14 protein-coding genes and 2 pseudogenes are annotated in these 20,379 nt (G+C 60.9%); 7 read left to right on the forward strand and 9 right to left on the reverse strand.

Translation table 11 applies throughout. The features are described 5' to 3' along the window. The first annotated feature begins 187 nt into the window (after positions 1-187). The gene (locus BDD18_RS05825; protein WP_066698437.1) at positions 188-499 is read left to right on the forward strand and encodes an HU family DNA-binding protein; all 312 of its coding nucleotides are present in this window, start codon (positions 188-190) and stop codon (positions 497-499) included. Positions 500-554: 55 nt separating this feature from the next. Here the strand turns inward: BDD18_RS05825 and BDD18_RS05830 are convergent. From BDD18_RS05830 to BDD18_RS05845, 3 genes and pseudogenes are all read right to left on the reverse strand, one after another. After that, positions 555-1,694, reverse strand: a pseudogene (locus tag BDD18_RS05830) (methyl-accepting chemotaxis protein); the annotation flags it as partial. Between the two features lie 198 nt (positions 1,695-1,892). Further along, complete coding sequence (locus BDD18_RS05835; RefSeq protein ID WP_170207376.1) at positions 1,893-2,408, reverse strand: MgtC/SapB family protein; 516 nt, start codon at positions 2,406-2,408, stop codon at positions 1,893-1,895. A gap of 221 nt (positions 2,409-2,629) precedes the next feature. Further along, positions 2,630-3,718: an IS5 family transposase gene (locus BDD18_RS05845; RefSeq protein WP_142081327.1), complete on the reverse strand. Its 1,089-nt coding sequence runs from the start codon at positions 3,716-3,718 to the stop codon at positions 2,630-2,632. Between the two features lie 491 nt (positions 3,719-4,209). Here BDD18_RS05845 and BDD18_RS05850 point away from each other — a divergent pair, with 491 nt between their 5' ends. The 3 genes from BDD18_RS05850 (at position 4,210) to BDD18_RS05860 (ending at position 7,444) form a co-directional block, all read left to right on the forward strand. Next, positions 4,210-5,751, forward strand: coding sequence for a methyl-accepting chemotaxis protein (locus BDD18_RS05850; RefSeq protein WP_082758890.1), 1,542 nt, complete (start codon positions 4,210-4,212; stop codon positions 5,749-5,751). Between the two features lie 212 nt (positions 5,752-5,963). Beyond that, positions 5,964-6,296: a metal-sulfur cluster assembly factor gene (locus tag BDD18_RS05855; protein ID WP_066698441.1), complete on the forward strand. Its 333-nt coding sequence runs from the start codon at positions 5,964-5,966 to the stop codon at positions 6,294-6,296. 23 nt (positions 6,297-6,319) lie between these two features. Then, entirely contained in the window at positions 6,320-7,444 is a 1,125-nt protein-coding gene (locus BDD18_RS05860) for a hypothetical protein (protein WP_244938994.1), read from the forward strand. Positions 7,445-7,508: 64 nt separating this feature from the next. Here BDD18_RS05860 and BDD18_RS05865 read toward each other — a convergent pair whose 3' ends face one another. The 3 genes from BDD18_RS05865 to BDD18_RS05875 all read right to left on the reverse strand — a co-directional run bounded on the left by BDD18_RS05865 (position 7,509) and on the right by BDD18_RS05875 (position 14,803). Further along, positions 7,509-8,663: a response regulator gene (locus BDD18_RS05865; protein ID WP_142081876.1), complete on the reverse strand. Its 1,155-nt coding sequence runs from the start codon at positions 8,661-8,663 to the stop codon at positions 7,509-7,511. Between the two features lie 156 nt (positions 8,664-8,819). Beyond that, positions 8,820-13,985, reverse strand: coding sequence for a PAS domain S-box protein (locus BDD18_RS05870; protein WP_142081879.1), 5,166 nt, complete (start codon positions 13,983-13,985; stop codon positions 8,820-8,822). Beyond that, on the reverse strand, positions 13,982-14,803 hold the full coding sequence (locus tag BDD18_RS05875) for a histidine phosphatase family protein (RefSeq protein WP_338071787.1): 822 nt from the start codon (positions 14,801-14,803) through the stop codon (positions 13,982-13,984). The genes BDD18_RS05870 and BDD18_RS05875 overlap by 4 nt, the downstream gene beginning before the upstream one ends. On the opposite strand from BDD18_RS05875, the gene BDD18_RS05880 reads away from it, so the two are divergent. Then, positions 14,774-14,977, forward strand: coding sequence for a hypothetical protein (locus tag BDD18_RS05880; protein WP_170207377.1), 204 nt, complete (start codon positions 14,774-14,776; stop codon positions 14,975-14,977). The two genes, BDD18_RS05875 and BDD18_RS05880, sit on opposite strands and share 30 nt — an antisense overlap. A gap of 106 nt (positions 14,978-15,083) precedes the next feature. On the opposite strand, the gene BDD18_RS22730 is transcribed toward BDD18_RS05880, so the two are convergent. Together BDD18_RS22730 and BDD18_RS05890 are read right to left on the reverse strand one after the other, a co-directional pair. After that, positions 15,084-16,607, reverse strand: a complete 1,524-nt coding sequence (locus tag BDD18_RS22730) for a methyl-accepting chemotaxis protein (RefSeq protein ID WP_142081882.1) — start codon at positions 16,605-16,607, stop codon at positions 15,084-15,086. A gap of 109 nt (positions 16,608-16,716) precedes the next feature. Further along, a complete protein-coding gene (locus tag BDD18_RS05890; protein ID WP_142081884.1) occupies positions 16,717-17,691 on the reverse strand; it encodes an IS5 family transposase in 975 nt (324 codons plus the stop codon). Positions 17,692-18,003: 312 nt separating this feature from the next. On the opposite strand from BDD18_RS05890, the pseudogene BDD18_RS05895 reads away from it, so the two are divergent. After that, a pseudogene (locus tag BDD18_RS05895) lies at positions 18,004-18,549 on the forward strand (IS5 family transposase); the annotation flags it as partial. 108 nt (positions 18,550-18,657) lie between these two features. Here BDD18_RS05895 and tnpA read toward each other — a convergent pair. Next, the gene (gene tnpA / locus BDD18_RS05900; RefSeq protein ID WP_026437438.1) at positions 18,658-19,089 is read right to left on the reverse strand and encodes an IS200/IS605 family transposase; all 432 of its coding nucleotides are present in this window, start codon (positions 19,087-19,089) and stop codon (positions 18,658-18,660) included. Positions 19,090-19,290: 201 nt separating this feature from the next. Between tnpA and BDD18_RS05905 the strand changes: the two genes are divergently transcribed. Beyond that, positions 19,291-20,370 (forward strand): IS630 family transposase, encoded by a 1,080-nt coding sequence (locus BDD18_RS05905; protein ID WP_005801445.1) that lies wholly within the window; start codon positions 19,291-19,293, stop codon positions 20,368-20,370. The last annotated feature ends 9 nt before the right edge of the window (positions 20,371-20,379 follow it).

Consider the following 20,379-nt stretch of genomic DNA (forward strand, 5'->3'; position numbering starts at 1 on the left):
GGGGGTTTGAACTTCAACTGAACAGATTCGAACTGAATTGCTATGGCTGCTTGCATCGCAGAAGTTGGTAGCTGATCGGCATGAAGAGTCTTCTGAGACTGGGTAAGCGAACCGATCACAATCAACGCAAGTTACACAGATTGAGCTATAAACCGGCATCTCAACACTTTTAAACCACAGAGCATCTATGAACCGCGCAGAACTCGTTGAAATCCTCGCCTCCAAGAACGACCTGTCCAAGGCAGCCGCCAATGCTGTACTGGAAACGCTGATCGACACCATTCAAACAGCAGTCAAGAAGGGCGATGCTGTCCAACTCGTGGGATTTGGTACTTTCAAATCTGCGAAGCGTGCAGCACGCACAGGTAAGAACCCCTCCACTGGCGCCGCCCTGAAGATTCCGGCGACCACTGTGCCTAAGTTTGTGGCGGGTGCGAAGTTCAAGGCCGTGGTGGACCCGAAAGCAGCCAAGCGCAAAGCAGAGAAGGCAGGCAAATAAATCTCTGCATTGCCAGCTATATGCAACCGCCAATGCCTAACCGCATTGGCGGTTTTTATTGTCCGGCAGCCTGGGCAAGCCTCATGTGAGACAGAGATGCATCACTAGTAAGCGCAGTGCGGGCAGAACCAGAATCCAACTTGAAAGCTGACACCGTGCTCACCAAGTCACGGGCTTGCCCATTCAAGCTCGCCGCGGCAGCAGCCATCTCTTCGACCAGCGCAGCGTTCTGCTGCGTGGCTTGATCCATGTGCGTGACGGCCTCGTTGACCTGATCCACTCCCTGGCTCTGCTCTGAGCTGGCAGCGCTGATTTCACTGACGATATCGGTCACACGACGGATGGAAGTCACTACTTCGCTCATGGTCTGCCCCGCCTGATCGACCAGCGTCGAGCCTGCCTCTACTCTTTCAACACTCGCACTGATCAGGCTCTTGATCTCACGGGCTGCCTCGGCAGAGCGACCTGCGAGACTGCGGACCTCGCTCGCCACCACGGCAAATCCACGCCCCTGCTCTCCAGCGCGGGCGGCTTCAGCAGCCGCATTCAAGGCAAGGATGTTGGTTTGGAATGCGATGCTGTCGATCACACCGATGATGTCGGAAATGCGGTTCGAACTTTCGTTGATTTCCTTCATGGTCCGAACCACGTCGCTCACCACTGCTCCCCCTTGCACGGCAACCGTTGAGGCAGCGTGCGCCATCTGGCTGGCCTGGCGGGCGTTTTCTGCGTTTTGGCGTACTGTGGAGTTCAGTTGCTCCATGGAAGCGGCCGTCTCCTCCAATGAACTGGCTTGGCTTTCAGTGCGTGAAGACAGGTCACTGTTGCCCTGCGCAATCTCTGCCGATGCGTTGGATACCGCTTCAGCGCCTTGGTGCACGTTACTCACCAAGGTGATCAGGGCGTTTTGCATATCACCCAGAGCCTGCAGCAGTTGCGCCGTTTCGCTGCGTCCCTCAGCGCGGATGCTGCGGGTGAGGTCGCCCGCAGCAACAGCACGGGCCAAATCTACGGCCTCCTGCAGGGGTGCCGTGGTGGATTTCGTGATGCGAACGCCAACGACCGCAGCCGTCACCAATGCCAGCAAAGCAAGTGTGATGACCGCAAACCGCAAGGTATCCAGCGCGGACGCGGCAGTTTTCGCCAGCGATTGCTGGAAACCGATGAGCCGATCCACTCCCTGGAAATAGGCGTCTTGTTTGGCACCCACCACACCCTCCTTGAGGACATGCAGGTTGATAACCTTTGGCAGCCGGTCTTCCGTCACTATATGGAACTGCTCATCCGCCCTGTTGGTGAAAAAGCCGTCTCGCCACTCATCACGAGTGGTCAGCAATAAGTGGTAGATCGCCAATTAACGCCATCGCGCTTCATGGGGATTGCCCAGCCCCACTCAGGGCAGACGGTCTGGTTCACCAGGCTTGTGGCGGGGCATTGGTGCATAGCACACCCGAGGCACCAGCCACAGCACGATCAACGCCAGCGCAGTACAAAGCAATGCCGTACTTTCACGCCCAAGCCCCGTGGCCACGCCAATCGCAGCGGTCAACCAGATTCCGGCAGCCGTCGTCAGGCCTCGCACCTGGCTTTCTGCATCGCCTTTGAGGATGGTGCCGGCACCCAAGAAGCCGATCCCGGCGATGATGCCTTGGAGCACGCGGCTGTTGTCCGCCGGTTGCACGCCCGCTTGCTCGGCAGTCAAGACCAGGAGGGCAGCGCCCATGGCCACCAACATGTGGGTGCGAACACCAGCGGCCTTGCCTGCGTGTTCTCGCTCGTAGCCCAGCAGGCCACCCAACAATGCGGCCATACCCAAGCGCACCACAATTCTGGTGGCCTGCGCAGCATCAGGCACATCCGAAAACTCCGCTGCAATAGTTTCGCTTACCTGCACCCAAAGGTCATTCACAGTCACCTCCCACCAAGCAAAAAGTCAGAGTCCACTCCAAAGCCAGGATCCGGGTCGTGGCGGTTCTTTAGCAGGCCGTTGAAAAAGTGGGCATCGAACGCATCAGGGACGCTGTTTTCGAAGAAACGAGTGGCCCAGACGCGTCTGCGCAGCGATTGCACCGGCCAATCTGGCCTGTTTGCAGGCCATCTCGCCCATTTCGGGCGCACGTATCCCCGGGCTCACGCATGATGCGCGTCCCACCAGCCGCCGATGCTGCCCATGCGCACCAGGTTGTAGGTGGCAAAGCACAGCAGCGCCTGACCCGTGAGCTTGGCCTGACCGATGAGCTTGGTCTTGGCCAGACCACCCACGGTCTTGATCCAGCCAAAGGCCTCCTCAATGCGCTTGCGCACCTTCTGACTGGTCTTGTAGCCCTCGTGTCGGGTGATCCGGGCATCCACCGCCGAGTGCTTGTCCTTGGCCGCCACGTGCGGCGTGACCTTGAGCTTTCGGCAGCCCTTGATGAAGGCCTTGCTGTCGTAGCCCTTGTCGGCCCCGACCGTAGCCCGCTTGTTCTTGTTGTCCCGGCGCCCAAGCATCGCGAGCGCCGCCTCGCGCTCGGCGGTGCCGCTGGCATGGGTGATCTCCACGTCCACGATCAGACCGTTGCGGTTTTCCATGAGGATGTGCGCCATGTGGCACAGGCGAGCCTTGTCGCCCGCGCTCTTCTTGAACAGCCGGGCATCGGGGTCCGTGGTACTGGCGTGGGTGTCGTTGCAGCGCTGCTGTCCTTTGAAGTCCACCTCGGGATTGCGCCCCTCAGTCGGGGTTTGGTCGTCGTCCCGGCGCTTGAAACTTTTGTGCGAGGCCCAGGCCTCGATCAGCGTGCCGTCCACGCTGAAGTGTTCGTCGCTGGTCAACTTCGCCCAATCGGCGGTGTGCTTGACCCGCTCGAAGAAGGCGCGGGCCAAGTCTTCGTTGAAGAGCCGCTCGCGGTTGGCGCTGAAGGTGGAGTGGTCCCAGACCTTGTCCTCGATGTTCAGGCCCACGAACCAGCGGTACAGCAGGTTGTAGTTGACCGCTTCGACCAACTGGCGCTCGCTGCGGATGGAGAACAGGATCTGCAGCAGCAGGGCCTTGAGCAGCATCTCCGGCGGCACCGAGGGGCGGCCCCGGCGGGCGTACACCGCGTCGAACTCGCGGTTCATCGTCGCCAGCAGCGCATCGACTGCGGCGCGCAGTTTGCGCAGCGGGTGTGTCTGCGGCACGCGCTCTTCAAGGCTGATGTAGCTGAACATCGCCCCCTGGAAGTCTTGGTTGCCTCTCATCGTCCTCGTCTGGGTTGTTCGCCGATGGCTTCAGATCGTACTGGCCGACGCCAGCGTCGGCGGGGGATTTTTCAACGGCCTGTTAGAACTCTCACGGCCAATCCCTCGGTGCATGGCGCGTTGGGAATCACACGAGTGCAAAGCAGGGCGGAAACCTGAATGAGCTACTTTGACGCAGGCCTCACTAGCCACCCATTCGCGTGCAGGCAGACCTTGTGCAGGACAAAACCCACAGTGCCCCGCACACCTGCACGCCAACCATCAGACGCAGCGAAGGGCAAGGCATGCGAGCGAGTAGCAAGAGGCTCATGCTGCACCTGTCCTTGGCCACAAGCCCTAGTTCCATCGAACGATGGCCGCCCCCACTGACACAAGCCGGTAAGTCCTAGGAGGTATTCACAGCCCCCCGTTCCCATCCCTACCATTGCCGCATCCCCTCTTGAATCCACCGGTGGGCCAATCCACGGCCTGCACCCTCCGAGAAATGCACCATGCAATGGTTTAACCGTTTCAGCATCAAAAGCCGTTTGATCGCTTCGTTCCTCGTGCTATTCGCTCTGCTGGCCACGGTGGTCGGTGTGGCATGGCTCAACAATGCACGCAGCCAGGTGGCGGTCAAGGGCATCGTCGAGCAGGACATGGTGAAGCTGGAACTGGTCGCAGAAATCGACAGCATGACCAAGGCCAACGCTCGCAACACGCTGGAGCTGTTCGTGATTGAACCCTCCGCACGGCCGGCAGTGCGCGCCCGCATGGGCACTTTGCGAAAGCAATTGGACGAGCTGTTCCAGCGCCTGGAGCCTATGCTCCAAAGCAACGAAGGGCGGGCACTGTTTGTTGAAATGCGTACCCGTCGGCTGGCCTATGTGGCGGCCTTCACCGCGGCGGCAGACATGCTGGAATCAGATGCAGCGGCCGCCAACCAACTGCTCACGCAAAAAGTTCTCCCGGCCATTGACGCATTGGCGCAGCCCATCACGCAACTCAAAGCGTTGCAACTGAAGATTGCCAACGCGTCGGGGAGCCGACTGGAAGCACAGATGCAGCGCCAGAACCAGATCAACCTGGCCATTGGTGCAGTGGCAGTGATTCTGGTGGTAGTACTGGCAGGCTCACTGGTCAGGGCCATCATGCAGCCCCTGGAACACGCCATGAAGGTGGCGGCCACGGTCGGGCAAGGGGATCTGACCTTGCCCATCCGTACAGACGGAGACCACGAATTCACCCGGCTCCTGGAGTCGCTCAAGGCCATGCAAAGCCATTTATCCGCAACCCTCATGCGGGTGCAGGAGAACACCACGGAAGTGGCCTCGGCCTCATCCCAGATCGCGGCTGCGAACCTGGACCTGAGCGCACGAACCGAGGCACAAGCCAGCTCACTGGAACAAACAGCAGCCTCCATGGAGCAAATTACTGCGTCCGTCCAAAGTAACCAGCAGATGACCCAGACGGCCAACCAGTTGTCGGCCACAGCCGCCAAGCACGCCAAGGACGTGGGCGAGCGTGTGCAAGAAGTGGTGGGAATGATTCGCGACCTGCACGAATCTTCGCAGCGCATCCGCGACATCACCAGCGTCATCGACGGCATCGCTTTTCAGACCAACATTCTGGCGCTGAACGCGGCCGTGGAGGCCGCACGCGCCGGTGAGCAAGGCAGGGGCTTTGCCGTGGTGGCCGCCGAAGTGCGCTCGCTGGCCAAGCGCTCGGCAGAAGCAGCGCAAGAGATCAAAACCATCATCCAGACGAACACCGAAAAGATGGATGCGGGCACAGAGCTGGCAGAAAAAGCTGGTACCGCAGTCCAGGAGGTGGTCACGTCGATTGAGCGAGTCAACGCCACTGCTGCCGATGTCGCCGTAGCCTCCCGCGAGCAATCCGATGGCATCGATCAAATCAGCCAGGCCGTCATGCAGCTGGACCAAGCCACCCAGCAAAACGCAGCCTTGGTAGAGGAAACCTCTGCCGCCACCAGCAACCTGGACGACCAGGTGCAATCACTCAAGCAGCAGATTTCACGCTTCCGCCTGGCCTGAGGCTCAGCGAACAAGGCTGCTTCGTCTGCGAGCGCTTGAACGAAGCGAGCCTTGGCGTAGAACGCCACCGTATTGCCCCCTCCTCCATCAAAACCACTTTTTGAGTCGCGGCCGGGAAGTCCTCATAATGGCTGCGCAACCGAACTCTTCGCAGTGACCGACCATGCCAAAGCGTACCGATGCTTCCACCCGGGCTCCGCGAGCCTTGTGCCATGACTGAGCATCCCTTCCCCTACGAGGGCCCCGAGGAGTTACGCCAGCCCATCCTGACGGCGCTGCGCCGCGTGGTGGACCCTGAAGTGGCGCTGAACGTGGTCGATGTCGGTCTCATCTACGGCGTCACCGTGGCCGATGGCAAGCTGCATGCCCAGGTCACCATGACCTCTGCGGCGTGTCCGGTGACCGATGTGATCCTAGAGGACATCGAAACACAGCTGGACCGCGACATGCCACCCGAATTGTTGATACAGGTCGAGCTGGTGTGGTCCCCACCCTGGTCCACCGAGCGCATGAGCGAGCGGGCTCGCCGCTTCATGGGATGGTGACCCCGCCTCCTCCCTCGGCACCCATGCGAACACGCGTCGCGCCCGCCAGGCCTCGCACGCTGGCGCCGCTGGTTCTGATCCTGGTAGCGCTGGCACTGGTGAGCGGCATCACCGGGGGCCTCGTTCGCGCTGGGGTGCCCCTGCCCTCCCTCTTCCCGCTTTCGGGTTGGGCGGGGCATGCCGCGGTGGTCCACGCGGGGCTGATGATTTGCGGCTTCATGGGCACAGTGATTGGCGTGGAGCGAGCCGTGGCCGTGAAATTGCGTGCGGCCTGGCTCGCCCCACTGGCATCTGGCGTTGGGGCCCTGTGCCTGCTGGTCAATAAGACCGACGTCGGCGCCGTACTGTGGCTCGCCGCTGCCGTGTTCTTCACCGCCGTCAACGTCGTCGTTGTGCATCGTCAGCGGGCCGCGCACACCCTGCTGCTGCTCGGGGGGGCTTTGGCGTGGTTGATTGGCTGCGTGCTGTTTTTGCGTCGGCCTGGCGACGCTGCCAGCCTGCCCTGGTGGTTCGCCTTTCTGGCCATGACCATTGCTGCAGAACGCCTGGAGATGACGCGGCTGATGCGCAGGCGCCCAGGTGCCAACGCATCGCTTTGGCTGCTGCTGGGGTTGATGGCACTGGGCGCTGCGTTGACGAGCTTTTCGGTGCGCATAGGCGGCGTGTTGTACGGCCTGTCGCTGCTGCTCCTGGCGCTGTGGCTGGGCGTGTTTGACATCGCACGCCGCACGGTGTTTGCCCACGGGCTGGCCCGCTACATGGCCGTGTGTCTGCTCGGGGGCTACGCCTGGCTTGCGGTTGCAGGCTGGGCCTGGACGGGCACCACGCTCGGTTTGCCCCTGCGAGACATGGCCCTGCATGCACTCGGGCTGGGTTTCATTGTGAGCATGATGCTGGGGCACGCCCCGGTCATCCTTCCTGCCATTGCACGCATCAAAATTGAATTCGGCAAGTTCTTCTACCTGCCCTTGGTGGCCTTGCACCTGTCACTGATCGTGCGCCTGGTTTGGGGGCTGGATGACCCGCACTGGCGCGCCACGGGGGCGCTGCTGAACACGGGTGCCATGGCGCTTTTTGCCGCCACCATGCTGGGGGGAGCGGTGTTGTGGCGAGTGCGTCACGCGCGTGCGGGCAACGACGGCGAATAAACACCACCAGCACGACACCACACTCCACTCCCGCTGCAAGCTCCCCCCTTAAAAAGCGCAGTCTTCACGCCCCCACCAGGCTGTTGATCTGCGCTTGTTTGCGTGACATGTCGTCATCAGAGTCGGCAAACCTCGCAGCAATGGCTCGAAACGATTCCTGCAGCTCCACAAACGCGTCGGTGATGTCGGGATCGAAATGAACGCCCCGCCCCTCTTGAATGATTGCCACCGCTTGTTCGTGGGGAACACTGTTTTTGTAGACCCGGCGGCTGATGAGCGCGTCGTACACATCAGCCACCGCCATCAGCCGCGCAGACAGAGGGATCGCCTCCCCCGCCAACCCTTGCGGGTAGCCAGAGCCGTCCCACTTTTCCTGGTGTGACAACGCAATCTCTTTGGCGGTGGACAGAAACTCCACCGGCATTCCCAACTGGATTTCCGCATGCTCTATGGCATCGCGGCCCAGGGTGGTGTGGGTTTTCATGATCTCAAACTCTTCGGGGGTCAGGCGCCCCGGTTTGAGCAGGATGCGGTCAGGAATACCCACTTTGCCGATGTCATGCAGGGGAGCCGACTTGAACAGCATCTGGATGTAGTTGTCCGTCAGCACGCTAGCAAACCGGGGGTGCGTGCGCAGCTTTTCTGCCAGCGCCTTCACGTAGTGCTGTGTGCGGCGAATGTGGTTTCCGGTGTCCAGGTCACGGGTTTCCGCCAGGGTGGCCATGGCCAGGATGGTGACGTCCTGGATGGCGAGCACCTCGCGGGTGCGCTTGCTCACCTCGGCTTCCAAGAAATCGCTCTTGTCTCGCAAAAAGTCTGCATGGGCCTTGAGTGCCAGATGGATCTTGACCCGCGCCAGCACCACCGGCGGGCTGATGGGCTTGGTGATGTAATCCACCGCCCCCAGTTCCAGCCCCCGTTTTTCATCTTCCACATCGGCCTTGGCGGTCAGAAACACCACCGGAATGTCGCGCGTGGCAGCGTCTGCCTTCAGCCTTCGGCAGACCTCGTAGCCATCCATGACCGGCATCATGATGTCCAGCAGGATCAGATCGGGCTGCGGCTGCATGGCCGCCAGTTTCAATGCCCGCTCGCCCCCATTGGCCAGCTGAACCTGGTAGTCCTTGCGGAGCAACTCCCGCATCAGCGACAGGTTGTCAGGTGTGTCGTCCACGACCAGGATCGTCGGCTTCACAACCCCTTCGATGGGATATGACATGCGGGGGGCGTCCTAGGTAGTGCTTGGGTTAAAACATTTTGCAACAAAGCGACTTTCCGCCAAAAGCTCTTTTTCACCATCGCCGCCCCGCCACACTCGGTTGTTGGCATGCGCCAGCCCTCCGGCTTCAAGCGCCAAGGCGCCGTGAAAGCCCCCTCATCCCCGTGGCCGCAGCAATGCCAGAGCCGCTTCGAAGTCGAAGTTGTTGACGTGATCAAAAATCTGGCCCCATTGCTCCGGATAAGCCGCGCGCCAAAGATCGGCATGCTGCTCACACAGATCCAGCGCCGCAGAGTCACCCCGGTCCAGCAACTCGGCCAGCTGCTCACGCAGGGCCGCCAGTTTCTCGGCATCCACCGCCACGGCAGGCGATGAGGCCACAGCCTCGTCACCCAGCGGGCCGTGCAACGCAGCCACCACCGGCTGCAGGGCGTCGAGCGCCTGGTGCAGCAAGGATTCAATCTGCTCAGGTGCAGCCCGCTGCTGGCAGGCGCGTTCCAGGGCTTCCGCAGCCTCCTTCACCTCTGTGGCGCCAATAGTGCCCGCCGTTCCTCGCAGCGTGTGGGCGCAACGCTCAGCTTCTGACGGGTCGGCCGAGGCCAGGGCCTTGGCAAAGAGCGTGGCAAAGTCCTTTTGACCGTCGTAGAACTTGCGCAGCAAGCGGCGGTACAGGGCCTCGTTGCCCATGGCAGTTGCCAAGCCAGCACGCACATCCACCCCCGGCACAGATATATCATCAAATTGGCCTCTAGCGCCCGCCCCTAAAGCGCCACCAGCTACTGAATTCATAGCAACCATTTCAGCCTGCAACGCCCGCTTCGGATGAATCCACCTGGCCATGGTGCCAAACATGGTCTCCAGGTTCAGGGGCTTGGCAATGTGGTCGTTCATGCCCGCATTCAGCACCTTTTCCTTGTCGCCCGCCATGGCGTTGGCCGTCAGGGCAATGATGGGCAGGCTGTGGAAGGCGGGGTTCTTGCGAATCTCCCGCGTGGCGGTGTAGCCGTCCATCACGGGCATCTGGCAGTCCATCAGCACCCCGTCAAAGTTCGGGTCTTGGGCCAGGATGCTCAAGGCTTCCTGGCCGTGGTTGGCCAGCACTACGGTCATGCCCGCCTCGCTGAGTAACTCCATGGCCAGCTCCTGGTTCATGTCGTTGTCTTCCACCAGCAAGATGCGGGCACCGCGCAGCGCTTGGGTCGCTTCGGCGTAACTGTCCGCGCGCACCCCCTTGCGAGTGCCCACCGCATGGCCTTTGCCCAGCGACTCACCAATCGCCTCCAGCAAGGTCGATGGCGTCACGGGCTTGGTCAGCACGGCCTGCAGCACCACCCCCCGCTCGCTGGCGCTCACCATCGCATCGTCACGCCCGTAAGCCGTTGCCATGATGACGGTGGGCACGGTGTTGAGCTGCTCGTTGCGCAGTTGGCGCACGGTTTCCACCCCGTCCATGCTGGGCATTTTCCAGTCCATCAGCACCAGCTCGTAAGGGCGGGGGGTTTTGTCTGCCGCCGCGATCAGCCGCAGGGCTTCGGCGCCGTTCCATGCCACGTCCACGTCCAGCCCGAAGCTCTTGGCCATGCTGGCCAGAATCTCGCGCGCCGAGGCGTTGTCGTCCACCAGCAACATGCGCACGCCCTGCAATTCGTCGGCCCTGAACATGCGCCGCACCTGGGGTTGGGCCTGAGTACCAAAGCGGGCCTGGAAATGGAAGGTAGAGCCCATGCCCGGCACGCTCTCGACCCAGATGCGCCCGCCCATGGCCTCCACCAGGCTCTTGGAGATGGCCAGGCCCAGACCCGTGCCGCCGTACTTTCGCGTGGTGGACGAGTCGGCCTGGGTGAAGCTCTGGAACAGCTTGCCGCACTGCTCCGGGGTCATGCCAATGCCTGTGTCGCGCACCCAGAAGTGCAGGTCTACTCCGCCCTCGTGCTCACCCATCTTGGCCACGCCAACGATGATCTCGCCGCGGTCCGTGAACTTGGCGGCATTGCTGCCCAAGTTGATCAACACCTGGCCCAGCCGCAGTGGGTCGCCGACCAGGGCGGTGGGCACATCAGGGGCCGAGTCAAACAGCAGCTCGAGGCCTTTGTCCTCAGCCTTCAGGCTGAGCACGCTGGCCAGGTTCTCCAGCACATCGTCCAGATGGAAATCGACTGTCTCCAGACTCATCTTGCCGGCTTCAATTTTGGAGAAGTCCAGAATGTCGTTGATGATGCCCAGCAGGATTTCACCCGAGCGACACACTTTTTCAATGTAGTTGCGCTGGCGCTTGTCCAGGTCGGTCTTCAGCACCAGGTGGCTCATGCCGATGATGGCGTTCATGGGCGTGCGGATCTCATGGCTCATGTTGGCCAGGAAATCGCTCTTGCTGCGGTTGGCAGACTCCGCCAGCGCATGCGCCTTCTTGATTTCTTCGATGGCCGCCCGCTCCAGAGAAATGTCTTCCACGATACAGACCAGATCTTGCGAAATCTCGCCCGTCTCCACAGCTCGCGCGGACAGGCGTGCCCAGAAATGGGTGCCATCCTTGCGCACCAGTTCGCGCTCCGCTACGTGAACCTGGCCCAGGTCAGCCCGGCCGTATACCTCTTCGCCAGCTTTCATGTAGGCCGCTTCTGTGGGGTACCACATGCGTACATTGCAGCCGATTTGCGCCCCCGCCGGATAGCCCATCATTTCGTCCAGCATCCGGTTGCACCGCAGAATGGTCCGGTCGCGCATCAAGACAATGCCCACGCTGGCGGCTTCAAACAAGGCGCTTTGCTCGCGCAGCGCCGCCCCCAGCTCCTGCGTGCGCAGGGCCACCAACTCTTCCAGGTGCTGGCGGTAGCGCTCCAGCTCATCGCTCATGCGCTTCTTCTCGGTGATGTCTTCCTTGATGGCGAGATAGTGGGTAACGCGGCCGCCCGGCTGGTGAATGGGCGCAATGGTGGCGAACTCCACGTACTCGCTGCCGTCCTTGCGTCGGTTGATCAACTCGCCACGCCAGATCTCGCCCCGGGTCAGCGCAGCCCACATGGCGTCGTGGGTCGCCTTGGGCGTATGGCCTGACTTGAGCACGCGGGGGTTCAGGCCGATGGCTTCGCTGCGGCTGTAGCCGGTGTTGCGCTCAAACGCTTCGTTGACGTATTCAATGCGGGCGTCAGTGTTGGTGATGACGATGCTTTCAGGGCTTTGCTCCACCGCCAGTACCAGCTTGCGCAACTGCTCTTCCTGCTGGCGCTTGGCGGTAATGTCTTCCTTGATCGCCACATAGTGCGAGACGCGCCCATCAGCCTGAATCAGGGGCACGATGATGGCCATTTCGATGTGCTCTACACCATCGCGCGCATGGTTGACGAATTCACCCACCCAGGTCTTGCCGCCCAACAAGGTCTGCCACATGTCCTCGTAGGTCTCCACGGGCGTCTTGCCGGACTTGAGCAGCCGCGGGTTTTGGCCGAGCACTTCCTCACGGGAAAAACCGGTGTTGCGCACAAAGGCGTCATTGACGTACTCGATGTTCGCATCCAGGTCGGTCACGATGATGGAGTTCGGACTCTGCTCCACCACCAGAGACAACTTTTGCAACTGAGCAAGGTTGGCCGTGAAGGCTTCACGCGTGCGCAGGGTGCGGATGCCAAAGGACAAATCGCTCGCCATCTCGCTCAGCAGATCCACCTCCGCGTCGCTGAAGGCATCGCTTTCTTGGGCATGCAAGCACAGCGCACCAATGCATTGCCCACCGTCCACCACCAGTGGCAGCGCAATGGCGGCTCCATACCCACGCTGCAATGCGGCTTCTCGCCACGGAGCCAATGCGGGGTTGGTGAGCACATCACGCGTGACCACCGTGCGGCGCTCACGAATGGCCGTCCCGGTGGTACCTCGGCCCTGCGGCACATCCGCCCAGGAGATGCGCGCGGTGGCCAGGTAGTCGTCGTCAAAACCGTGGCTGGCCACGGGTCGCACGGTGCGTTCCTCGTCGTTCTCCGCAGCCCCCACCCATGCCATCCGATAGCCGCCCACCTCCACCGCCAGGCGACAAATGCCCTGCATGAGTTGGTTTTCATGCTCCGCATGGATCAACAACTGCCCACACTGCCGCGCCGTGCGCAAGGCGCGATCGGTCTGCTCCAGCTCTCTCTCCGTGTGGCGGCGTTCAATGAAATTGGTAATGCGTTTGGCGATGGCCTCAAGCAAAGAGCGCTCTTCGGCAAGGAACGACTCACCCGCGTCCGGGGGTACACCGGCCAGATAGGTCACACCTACCCGCCCAGAGCGATCCCCTGCCCCGCTGAAGTCCACCCCAAAGTTCTCTCCTGGCGCACTGCGGCCGTAGCGGCGGCCCTGGTAATCAATCCAGCCCACAGCCAGTTCCGGGTATCGCATGGCTTGAGGCAGGCGCTGCGCTACCGCCTCCAGCATCTCATTCAGATCATGCTTGGGGTCTTCCGTGAGGTTCATCACGTCGTACAGGCACGTCATTTCCTTCATGCGCTCGCGCAGTTCGCTCTGCGACTTGCGGTAGGCCAGGCTGGTGTCTCGAAAGGCCAGCACCGCGTGTGCCAAGCTGCTCCACAGCTTGAACTTGTAGCTGGCCATGGCCTGGACGCTGGGCAACGAGGAAGGGTTGACCACGCCTTGGGCCAACGACTCCAATGTGGCGGTGAGCATGGACATGCGGGCGCTCAACCGCACCACCAGAAGCACCCAGGCGACCATCATGGACAGCAGCAACGCAGCCCCCACCAAGGCGTTGCGAACCGCATGCGTCTGGAACTTTTCTTCCCTGGCCTCGCTGCGCTGGTCTGCGCGCTCGCCCACCAAGATGGCGATGGCGCGCGATTTCTGTGAAAAATTCAGATGACTCAGCGTAGCCCGGTAGGCGTGGCGCATCGCGTTGGGCGGGTCAATGGTGGCCAGGTCCGTCGCCTGGACCAGCGCATTGCGGTACTCGGTGAAATCCCGCTGCAGGGCCCGCAGGTTCTCTTCCCCTACCGCCGGCTTGAGGCTGGGGAGCTGCTGCTCCAACGCCGCCAGCCGGTTGATGAGCTGGGAGTGAAATCGGTAAACCCCCGCCTCGTCCACCTGGCCCGAGGCAGCCTTCTCCAGCAGATCGACGACCTGGTCCTGGACGGTGGCGATCTCTATATTGAAATTGCGAGTGAGCTTGATTTCGTTGGAGTCCTGGATCTGCTGCGCGCGGGCGACCTGGTGGTCTTCCTGCAACTCCAAAAAAGACACCAGATTCAGTCCGCCCGTGAGCAGCGCCGCGATCACCACGGGCAGTATCAAGGTCAGGCTGTACGGGGACAACAGGTGGCGAAAACGCTTCATTTTTGGCCTTGACGCAACAGCTCGCCCCACTGGGCCGCAGGAATGCTGGCGATGTACTCAAACCCCGCTGCCTCGCCCAGAGGGCGGAACACCACCAGCGTGCCTTCTTTGGGGAAGTAGCCCATCAAGTCCATGAGGTTGGGCGCATGCGCCAGCACCAGCCGGTTGCTGCCGGAAGGCACGGGCATGGAGAGCAACTGGCGCGTGCGCGCAACGATGGGCGCCTTTTCCGCATCGGTGAAATTGCCCAGGTAGATGAGGCGGGGGTCCGTCAGCGCAGTGATGGCGGGGAAAGCAGCCTCCGCGCTTTCGCGGGCGCGGCACATGGGGCTGACATGCAGTTCACTGATGGGGATGTTTGCTTTGCGAATCGCATCGCCAACCCGTGCCATCAACTGACGCCCTTCAACCGTCAATGGGCGCTGCGTGCCGCAATCCTGCAGATCAACGCGGGGCGTACGGTCTGGAATCGCGTTGTTCGTCGGCCCGTGTCGCAAGTACAAGGCGTAACCCCCCGATGCCAACTGACGCAAGGTGTCCGGCGCTGCAACAGTCTCGACAAATGGAGCCGCTGTGAATGGCGAGCCCGGCTGCGGCAGCGCAGCCTTGGGTGGATCTGCAGCACTCACAGGGGCCGAAGCGATCCCTGACACAGCCAGCAGACAGAGCAGGATTCGCTGACTCCAAGCGACTCTTGCCAACGCACGCCACATGGGCGTAAGGCGCACCACCCTTGCTGATTGCGCCGGGGCGTTTGCCCCCTCGGCCCCTTGTCTCCCCCCGCACGCTTGTCCGGCAAAAACGCTTGTGGTTTTCATGTTCAGATCCGCTTCCTTGGTCGCGAAGCCCCACTCTACCCGCAGGCTGTTGCCTTTGAAAAGCACAGTCTGCGCGAGAGTGCGGCTTGCCCAATTTTGGTGCGGGCTGCGACCTTAAAAACGGTCACCACAACGGATGCAGCCCAGGTAGGCGGTAATGAGACACAAGCTTGATGCACAGCAAGCCGGTCGGCTTTCTGCGCGCTAATGCGCAGTACTCAAAGGCAACAGAGGCCATCCAACACAATGCGCCGAAGGCCTCTGGAAAACATCGCGCTTCTTAACGTGCAATGTGCAGCATGCCAGGCTGTGCAGCGCGCACCAGCCTGCCTTGCGCTGCGGAGTTGATCTGGAACACCGCAATCAACTCTGCGAGGCGTTGCGCCTGGTTGCGAAGGTTATCTGCGGCAGCAGTGCTTTCCCCGACGAGTGCGCCGTTTTGCTGGGTCATGTGGTCCAGCTGACTCACAGCCACATTCACCTGAGAGATACCGTCGCTCTGCTCAGCCGCCGCACTGCTGATTTCACCGATGATGTCGTTGACACGCTGAACACCCCGCACGATTTCGTTCATCGTCTCGCCAGCATTGCTCACCAGTTCTGCGCCAGAACCGACCTTCTCCACGCTGGTCTGGATGAGCGACTTGATCTCCTTGGCCGCTTCTGCGCTGCGCTGCGCGAGGCTGCGCACCTCGGTCGCCACCACTGCAAAGCCCCGCCCTTGTTCGCCAGCACGTGCGGCCTCCACCGCTGCATTCAACGCGAGGATGTTGGTCTGGAACGCGATGCCATCGATCACGCCGATGATGTCTGCGATCTTCTGGCTGCTTTGGTGAATGTCCTGCATGGTGCTCACCACCTGCTGCATGACCTCGCCGCCTTTGGTGGCTGTGCCCGCCGCCGTGGTGGCCAGCTGGTTGGCCTGGCGTGCGGAATCGGCACTCTGGCGCACCGTGGCCGTCAGCTCTTCCATGCTGGCAGCCGTTTGCTCCAGGCTGCTGGCAGCCTGCTCGGTGCGCTGGCCCAGGTTCTGGTTGCCGGTGCTGATGTCGTGGCTGGTGGTACGGAGCTGGTCCACGTTGTCACGCACGGCAGACACCAGCTCATGAAAGCGCTGCTGCATATCGCGCACCGCCACCATCACGCTGGTGGTGTCACCCGCCTTCACCTGCACCGGAACCGTCAGGTCACCCTGCTGGATGGCCTGCACCACTGCTCGTACCTCACTCGGTTCAGCACCCAGCTCACGGCTGATGCTGCGAGAAACCAGCACGATGACAGCAATGCTGATAAGCACCGCCAACAGAGTGATCGACAGCATCACGCCTGTGAATTGGCTGGCGTCCTTGTTGGCCAGTTGGCTGTTCGCGATGATTCGTGCTTCTTCGTAATCAATCAGCTTGTTGGCAGCGGCGAGCCACTGCTCATACTGCGGCTTGGCTTCTGCCCACAGCAAAGTCTCGGCGCCAGCCCGGTCACCCGCCTGCATCAACGCCACCACTTTGGCGGTGGTAGCCACAGTGCGCGCTTCAATGTCCTTGAGCGACTGCACCATGGGCCCCACTTCGGGTGGAACTTGCGAAGCCGACTTCAACACATCATCGAGCTGCGCTGCCGACTTGGCGTAGAAGTCAGCCAGGCGGGCAATAGCTTCCACCTCTTTCTTGCGTGCTTCCTCTGTGGGGGCCAGCACGACATCGCGCACTGCAATGGAGCGATCGTGCGCCGAGCCCCGAAAGTTGATGGCCGCTCGCTGGATGACCGCATTCTGGGTGGCATTGGCCGTTAAAGCAATGCTGAACAAGTAACGTCATATCCATCGCACAGCCATTTGAATGCCAAATGGCCCGCAAAGATACTGTGCTTTGCCCCACAGGGCCTGTTTCGGGAGCCTTTGAGCCCCTTTCGGACCCTTACGGGCGCACCTGTCCCTGCAGGCGCCCTCGGGCAAGGTAGATGTTGGCCAGCGCCAAGGCCGTGAACGCACGCGTGGCGTTCTTTTGCAGCCCGCGATAGCGCACCTTGGTGAATCCCCACAGGCGCTTTACCACCGCAAAGACATGCTCGACCCGAGCGCGCACCCGTGACTTGTTGCGGTTCTTGGCCCGCTGAACTTCGTCCACCTCGCCCGCACGGCGGGTGCGCTGGTTGGTGAAGTCCTTGGCCCTGGGGGCTTTGCTCGCTATCAGTGTTTTCTGGCTGGCATAGGCCGAGTCGCCGTACACGCGCCGCTCATTGCCATGCAGCAGATTGGGCAGAGGGTGTTTGTCATGCACGTTGGCCGCCGTCACCACGGCGCTGTGCGCCAGCCCGCTTTGGCTGTCCACGCCAATGTGCAGCTTCATGCCGAAATACCATTGCTGGCCTTTGCGTGTCTGGTGCATATCGGGGTCGCGCGCCTTGTCGGCGTTCTTGGTGGAGCTGGGCGCTGCGATGATCGTGGCATCCACGATGGTGCCGGTATTGACCTTGAAGCCGCGCTCCTGCAATTGCTGGCCTACCTTGGCAAACAGGGCTTCGCCCAGTTTGTGCTCATGGAGCAGTTTGCGAAACTTCAGCAGCGTGGTGGCGTCGGGCACGCGTTCACGACCCAGGTCAATCCCCACAAAGCGGCGCAGACTGGCACTGTCATACAGAGCCTCCTCGCACGCCAGATCGGCCAGGTTGAACCAGTGCTGAAGAAAATGGATGCGCAGCATGCGCTCTAGGCCAATGGGCGGACGGCCGTTGCCGGCCTTGGGGTAGTGCGGCTCTATCACCTGACACAGAGCGGCCCATGGCACTATTGTCTGCATGGTCCGCAAGAACTCTTCGCGTCGGGTGGGTTTGCGCGAATGCTCGAATCCGTTGTCTTGATCTGCGGCCATTGCCAGGGTCTGCTGCTTCATCTGCGGATAACGTTTGACCCCCCTCAACGGTGGACCTTAATCAGCGTTGCCTTAAAGCCCCGTCGATACCTCGCGCAGTCAGCACGCTAAACACCGACATTCCCAGCAATGCCAGCACTACCAGGCCGAAACCTGCCATCAGACGGTGGCTAATTTTCCATGTTTGCATCGATTGAGCCCCATTCAAGAATTTGAGAGATCGAAAGAAAAATGAGAGGATTTTTCAATCCAATTTTTTCAATTCGTTACTCATTGTACTTTGATGGGGCCTTGTTGCACAAATGCCGGTCGCAGCTGATGTAGGCTCGGGAGATGAGAGAGACGAGCTGGGGTCGGGTTAAGTACCGCACAACGAACTGGAAGGCTTACAACGCAGCGTTGAAGGCGCGAGGTGAGCTGACCATTTGGCTCGATAGGGATATGCAGTGGCTAGCTCAGCCCACGGGCAAGCGTGGTCGTTGCCAAAAATTCTCAGATGCGGCCATTCAGTTTTGCCTGACCATCAAGTGCTTGTTTGGCCAGCCCTTGCGCCAGACACTGGGCCTGGTTGAGTCGCTATTGGGTATGGCAGGCCTGGATTGGCCAGTGCCCGACTACAGCACGGTCTGTCGCAGGCAAAAGAGCTTGGATGTGCAGGTGCGCTACCGTGCAAGTGACAAAGGCTTGCACATGCTGGCCGACTCCACGGGCATCAAGTTCTTGGGCGAAGGTGAGTGGAAAACCAAAAAGCACGGCGCACAGCGGCGCCGCCAGTGGCGCAAGGTGCATCTGGGTATTGATGCCCAGACACTGCAGATTCGGGCCATCGCAGTAACAACCAATGAAGTGGGCGACTCGCCCATGGCAGCAGACCTGGTAACCATCCCCCGGCAAAGCCGGGGGCATTCGGGATGTGAGCCGCTCAAAGCGGCTGTAAGGGGTCGCTAACGCGGCCCCTCATTCTTGGGGCCACCTATCGGTGGCTACTCACCTCCATAGACCGAGTTGGTCCAACCTCTCGTCTTCCTTCTCCTGGTTTCGGATGTACTCCCGTATCACCGCTTCGTCGCGTCCCACCGTCGAGACGAAGTACCCTCGCGCCCAGAAGTGCTGACCCACGAAGTTGCGCTTTCGCTCTCCGTACACCCGCGCAAGGTGGATTGCGCTCTTGCCTTTGATAAAGCCCACCACCTGCGACACCGAGTACTTCGGTGGGATCGACAGCATCATGTGCACGTGATCGGGCATCAGATGCCCCTCTTCAACCCTGCATTCCTTTTGCGCGGCCAACTTTCTGAATACCTCACCCAGGTGTTCGCGTAGCTGCTTGTACAGCGTTCGCCTTCGACACTTGGGGATGAAGACCACGTGATATTTGCAATCCCAGGCCGTGTGACTCAAACTTTCATACTTGTCCATCGTGTTTCTTCCTTTCGTTTGCTTGGCGGCTCACGATTGAAAGTCTCTACGGTGGACAACCTCCTGAAAAGTCAAACTTCTACTGCCTCCCCGGCAGAGCCGGGGGGCCTCCTTTTGGTAGCTAGTGTGGTGTCTCAAAAATAGATAGAACTATTTTGACCGGTGTTGGTCGAATCAGCTTCCTTATAGGAGACTACGCTGATGGCCCACCCTGGACGCCCCGCCACGAAGCTGCAGATCACCGATGCCGAGCGCGCAGAGCTGCATGCGCGACTGCGCGTACGCAAAGCGCCCGAGGACGAGAAGCTGCGCATGCGAATCGTGCTGGGCTGCGCAGATGGGGAGTCAGGCACCATGATTGCCCAACGCTTGGGCACGACGGTGCAAACTGTCTCCAAGTGGCGGCGGCGCTACCGGGCGTATCGTCTGGCGGGTTTGACCGATGCCCCGCGCGCTGGCCGCCCGCGCAGTGTGGGCGACGAGCAGGTTCAGCTCATTGTGGACAAGGTTCGCCAGAGCAAGCCTGACAACGCCACGCACTGGAGCGTGCGCCAGATGAGTCGGCACGCTGGCGTATCGCCCGCGACGGTGCAGCGCATCTGGCATGCCTTTGGGCTGAAGCCGCACCTGCAAGAAACCTTCAAGCTATCGACGGATCCCCATTTCGTGGACAAGGTACGGGATGTGGTGGGGCTGTATATGGCACCACCCGATCGCGCCTTGGTGCTGTGCGTGGACGAGAAGAGCCAGATCCAGGCTCTGGATCGCACCCAACCAGGGTTACCACTGACGTTTGGCAAACCCAGCACGCGCACGCACGATTACAAGCGCCATGGCACAACGTCGCTGTTTGCAGCGCTGGATGTGGCCACTGGCAAAGTCATAGGACAGCTCAAGCGCCGTCACCGCAGTGTGGAATTCCTGCAGTTCCTCAAAGCCATCGATGCAGCGGTGCCTGGCGAACAAGACATCCACCTGATCATGGACAACTACGGCACGCACAAGACGCAGGCAGTGCGGGCCTGGCTAGCAGCCCATCCTCGCTACCACGTTCACTTCACGCCCACCTCAGCGTCCTGGCTCAATCTGGTCGAGCGTTTCTTTAGCCAGATCAGCGAGCAGTGGATCAAGCGCAGCGCCCACACCAGCGTTGCTCAGCTGGAGCAATCCATACGGGAATACATTGATCGTCACAACGAGGATCCCAAGCCGTTCGTGTGGCATAAAAGTGCGGACACCATCTTGGCATCTGTGGCGCGGGCAGCGAGTACCATTATTTGATGCTTACTT

It is taken from the genome of Acidovorax temperans, assembly GCF_006716905.1.
Lineage (GTDB): Bacteria > Pseudomonadota > Gammaproteobacteria > Burkholderiales > Burkholderiaceae_C > Acidovorax > Acidovorax temperans.

Coding starts and splice junctions, on each gene's coding strand:
- BDD18_RS05865 (WP_142081876.1), bottom strand. CDS start 8,663: ATGTCATATCCCATCGAAGGGGTTGTGAAGCCGACGATCCTGGTCGTG.
- BDD18_RS05875 (WP_338071787.1), bottom strand. CDS start 14,803: ATGAAAACCACAAGCGTTTTTGCCGGACAAGCGTGCGGGGGGAGACAA.
- BDD18_RS05845 (WP_142081327.1), bottom strand. CDS start 3,718: ATGAGAGGCAACCAAGACTTCCAGGGGGCGATGTTCAGCTACATCAGC.
- BDD18_RS05860 (WP_244938994.1), top strand. CDS start 6,320: ATGCGAACACGCGTCGCGCCCGCCAGGCCTCGCACGCTGGCGCCGCTG.
- BDD18_RS05905 (WP_005801445.1), top strand. CDS start 19,291: ATGGCCCACCCTGGACGCCCCGCCACGAAGCTGCAGATCACCGATGCC.
- BDD18_RS05890 (WP_142081884.1), bottom strand. CDS start 17,691: ATGAAGCAGCAGACCCTGGCAATGGCCGCAGATCAAGACAACGGATTC.
- BDD18_RS05870 (WP_142081879.1), bottom strand. CDS start 13,985: ATGAAGCGTTTTCGCCACCTGTTGTCCCCGTACAGCCTGACCTTGATA.
- BDD18_RS05850 (WP_082758890.1), top strand. CDS start 4,210: ATGCAATGGTTTAACCGTTTCAGCATCAAAAGCCGTTTGATCGCTTCG.
- tnpA (WP_026437438.1), bottom strand. CDS start 19,089: ATGGACAAGTATGAAAGTTTGAGTCACACGGCCTGGGATTGCAAATAT.
- BDD18_RS05825 (WP_066698437.1), top strand. CDS start 188: ATGAACCGCGCAGAACTCGTTGAAATCCTCGCCTCCAAGAACGACCTG.
- BDD18_RS05855 (WP_066698441.1), top strand. CDS start 5,964: ATGACTGAGCATCCCTTCCCCTACGAGGGCCCCGAGGAGTTACGCCAG.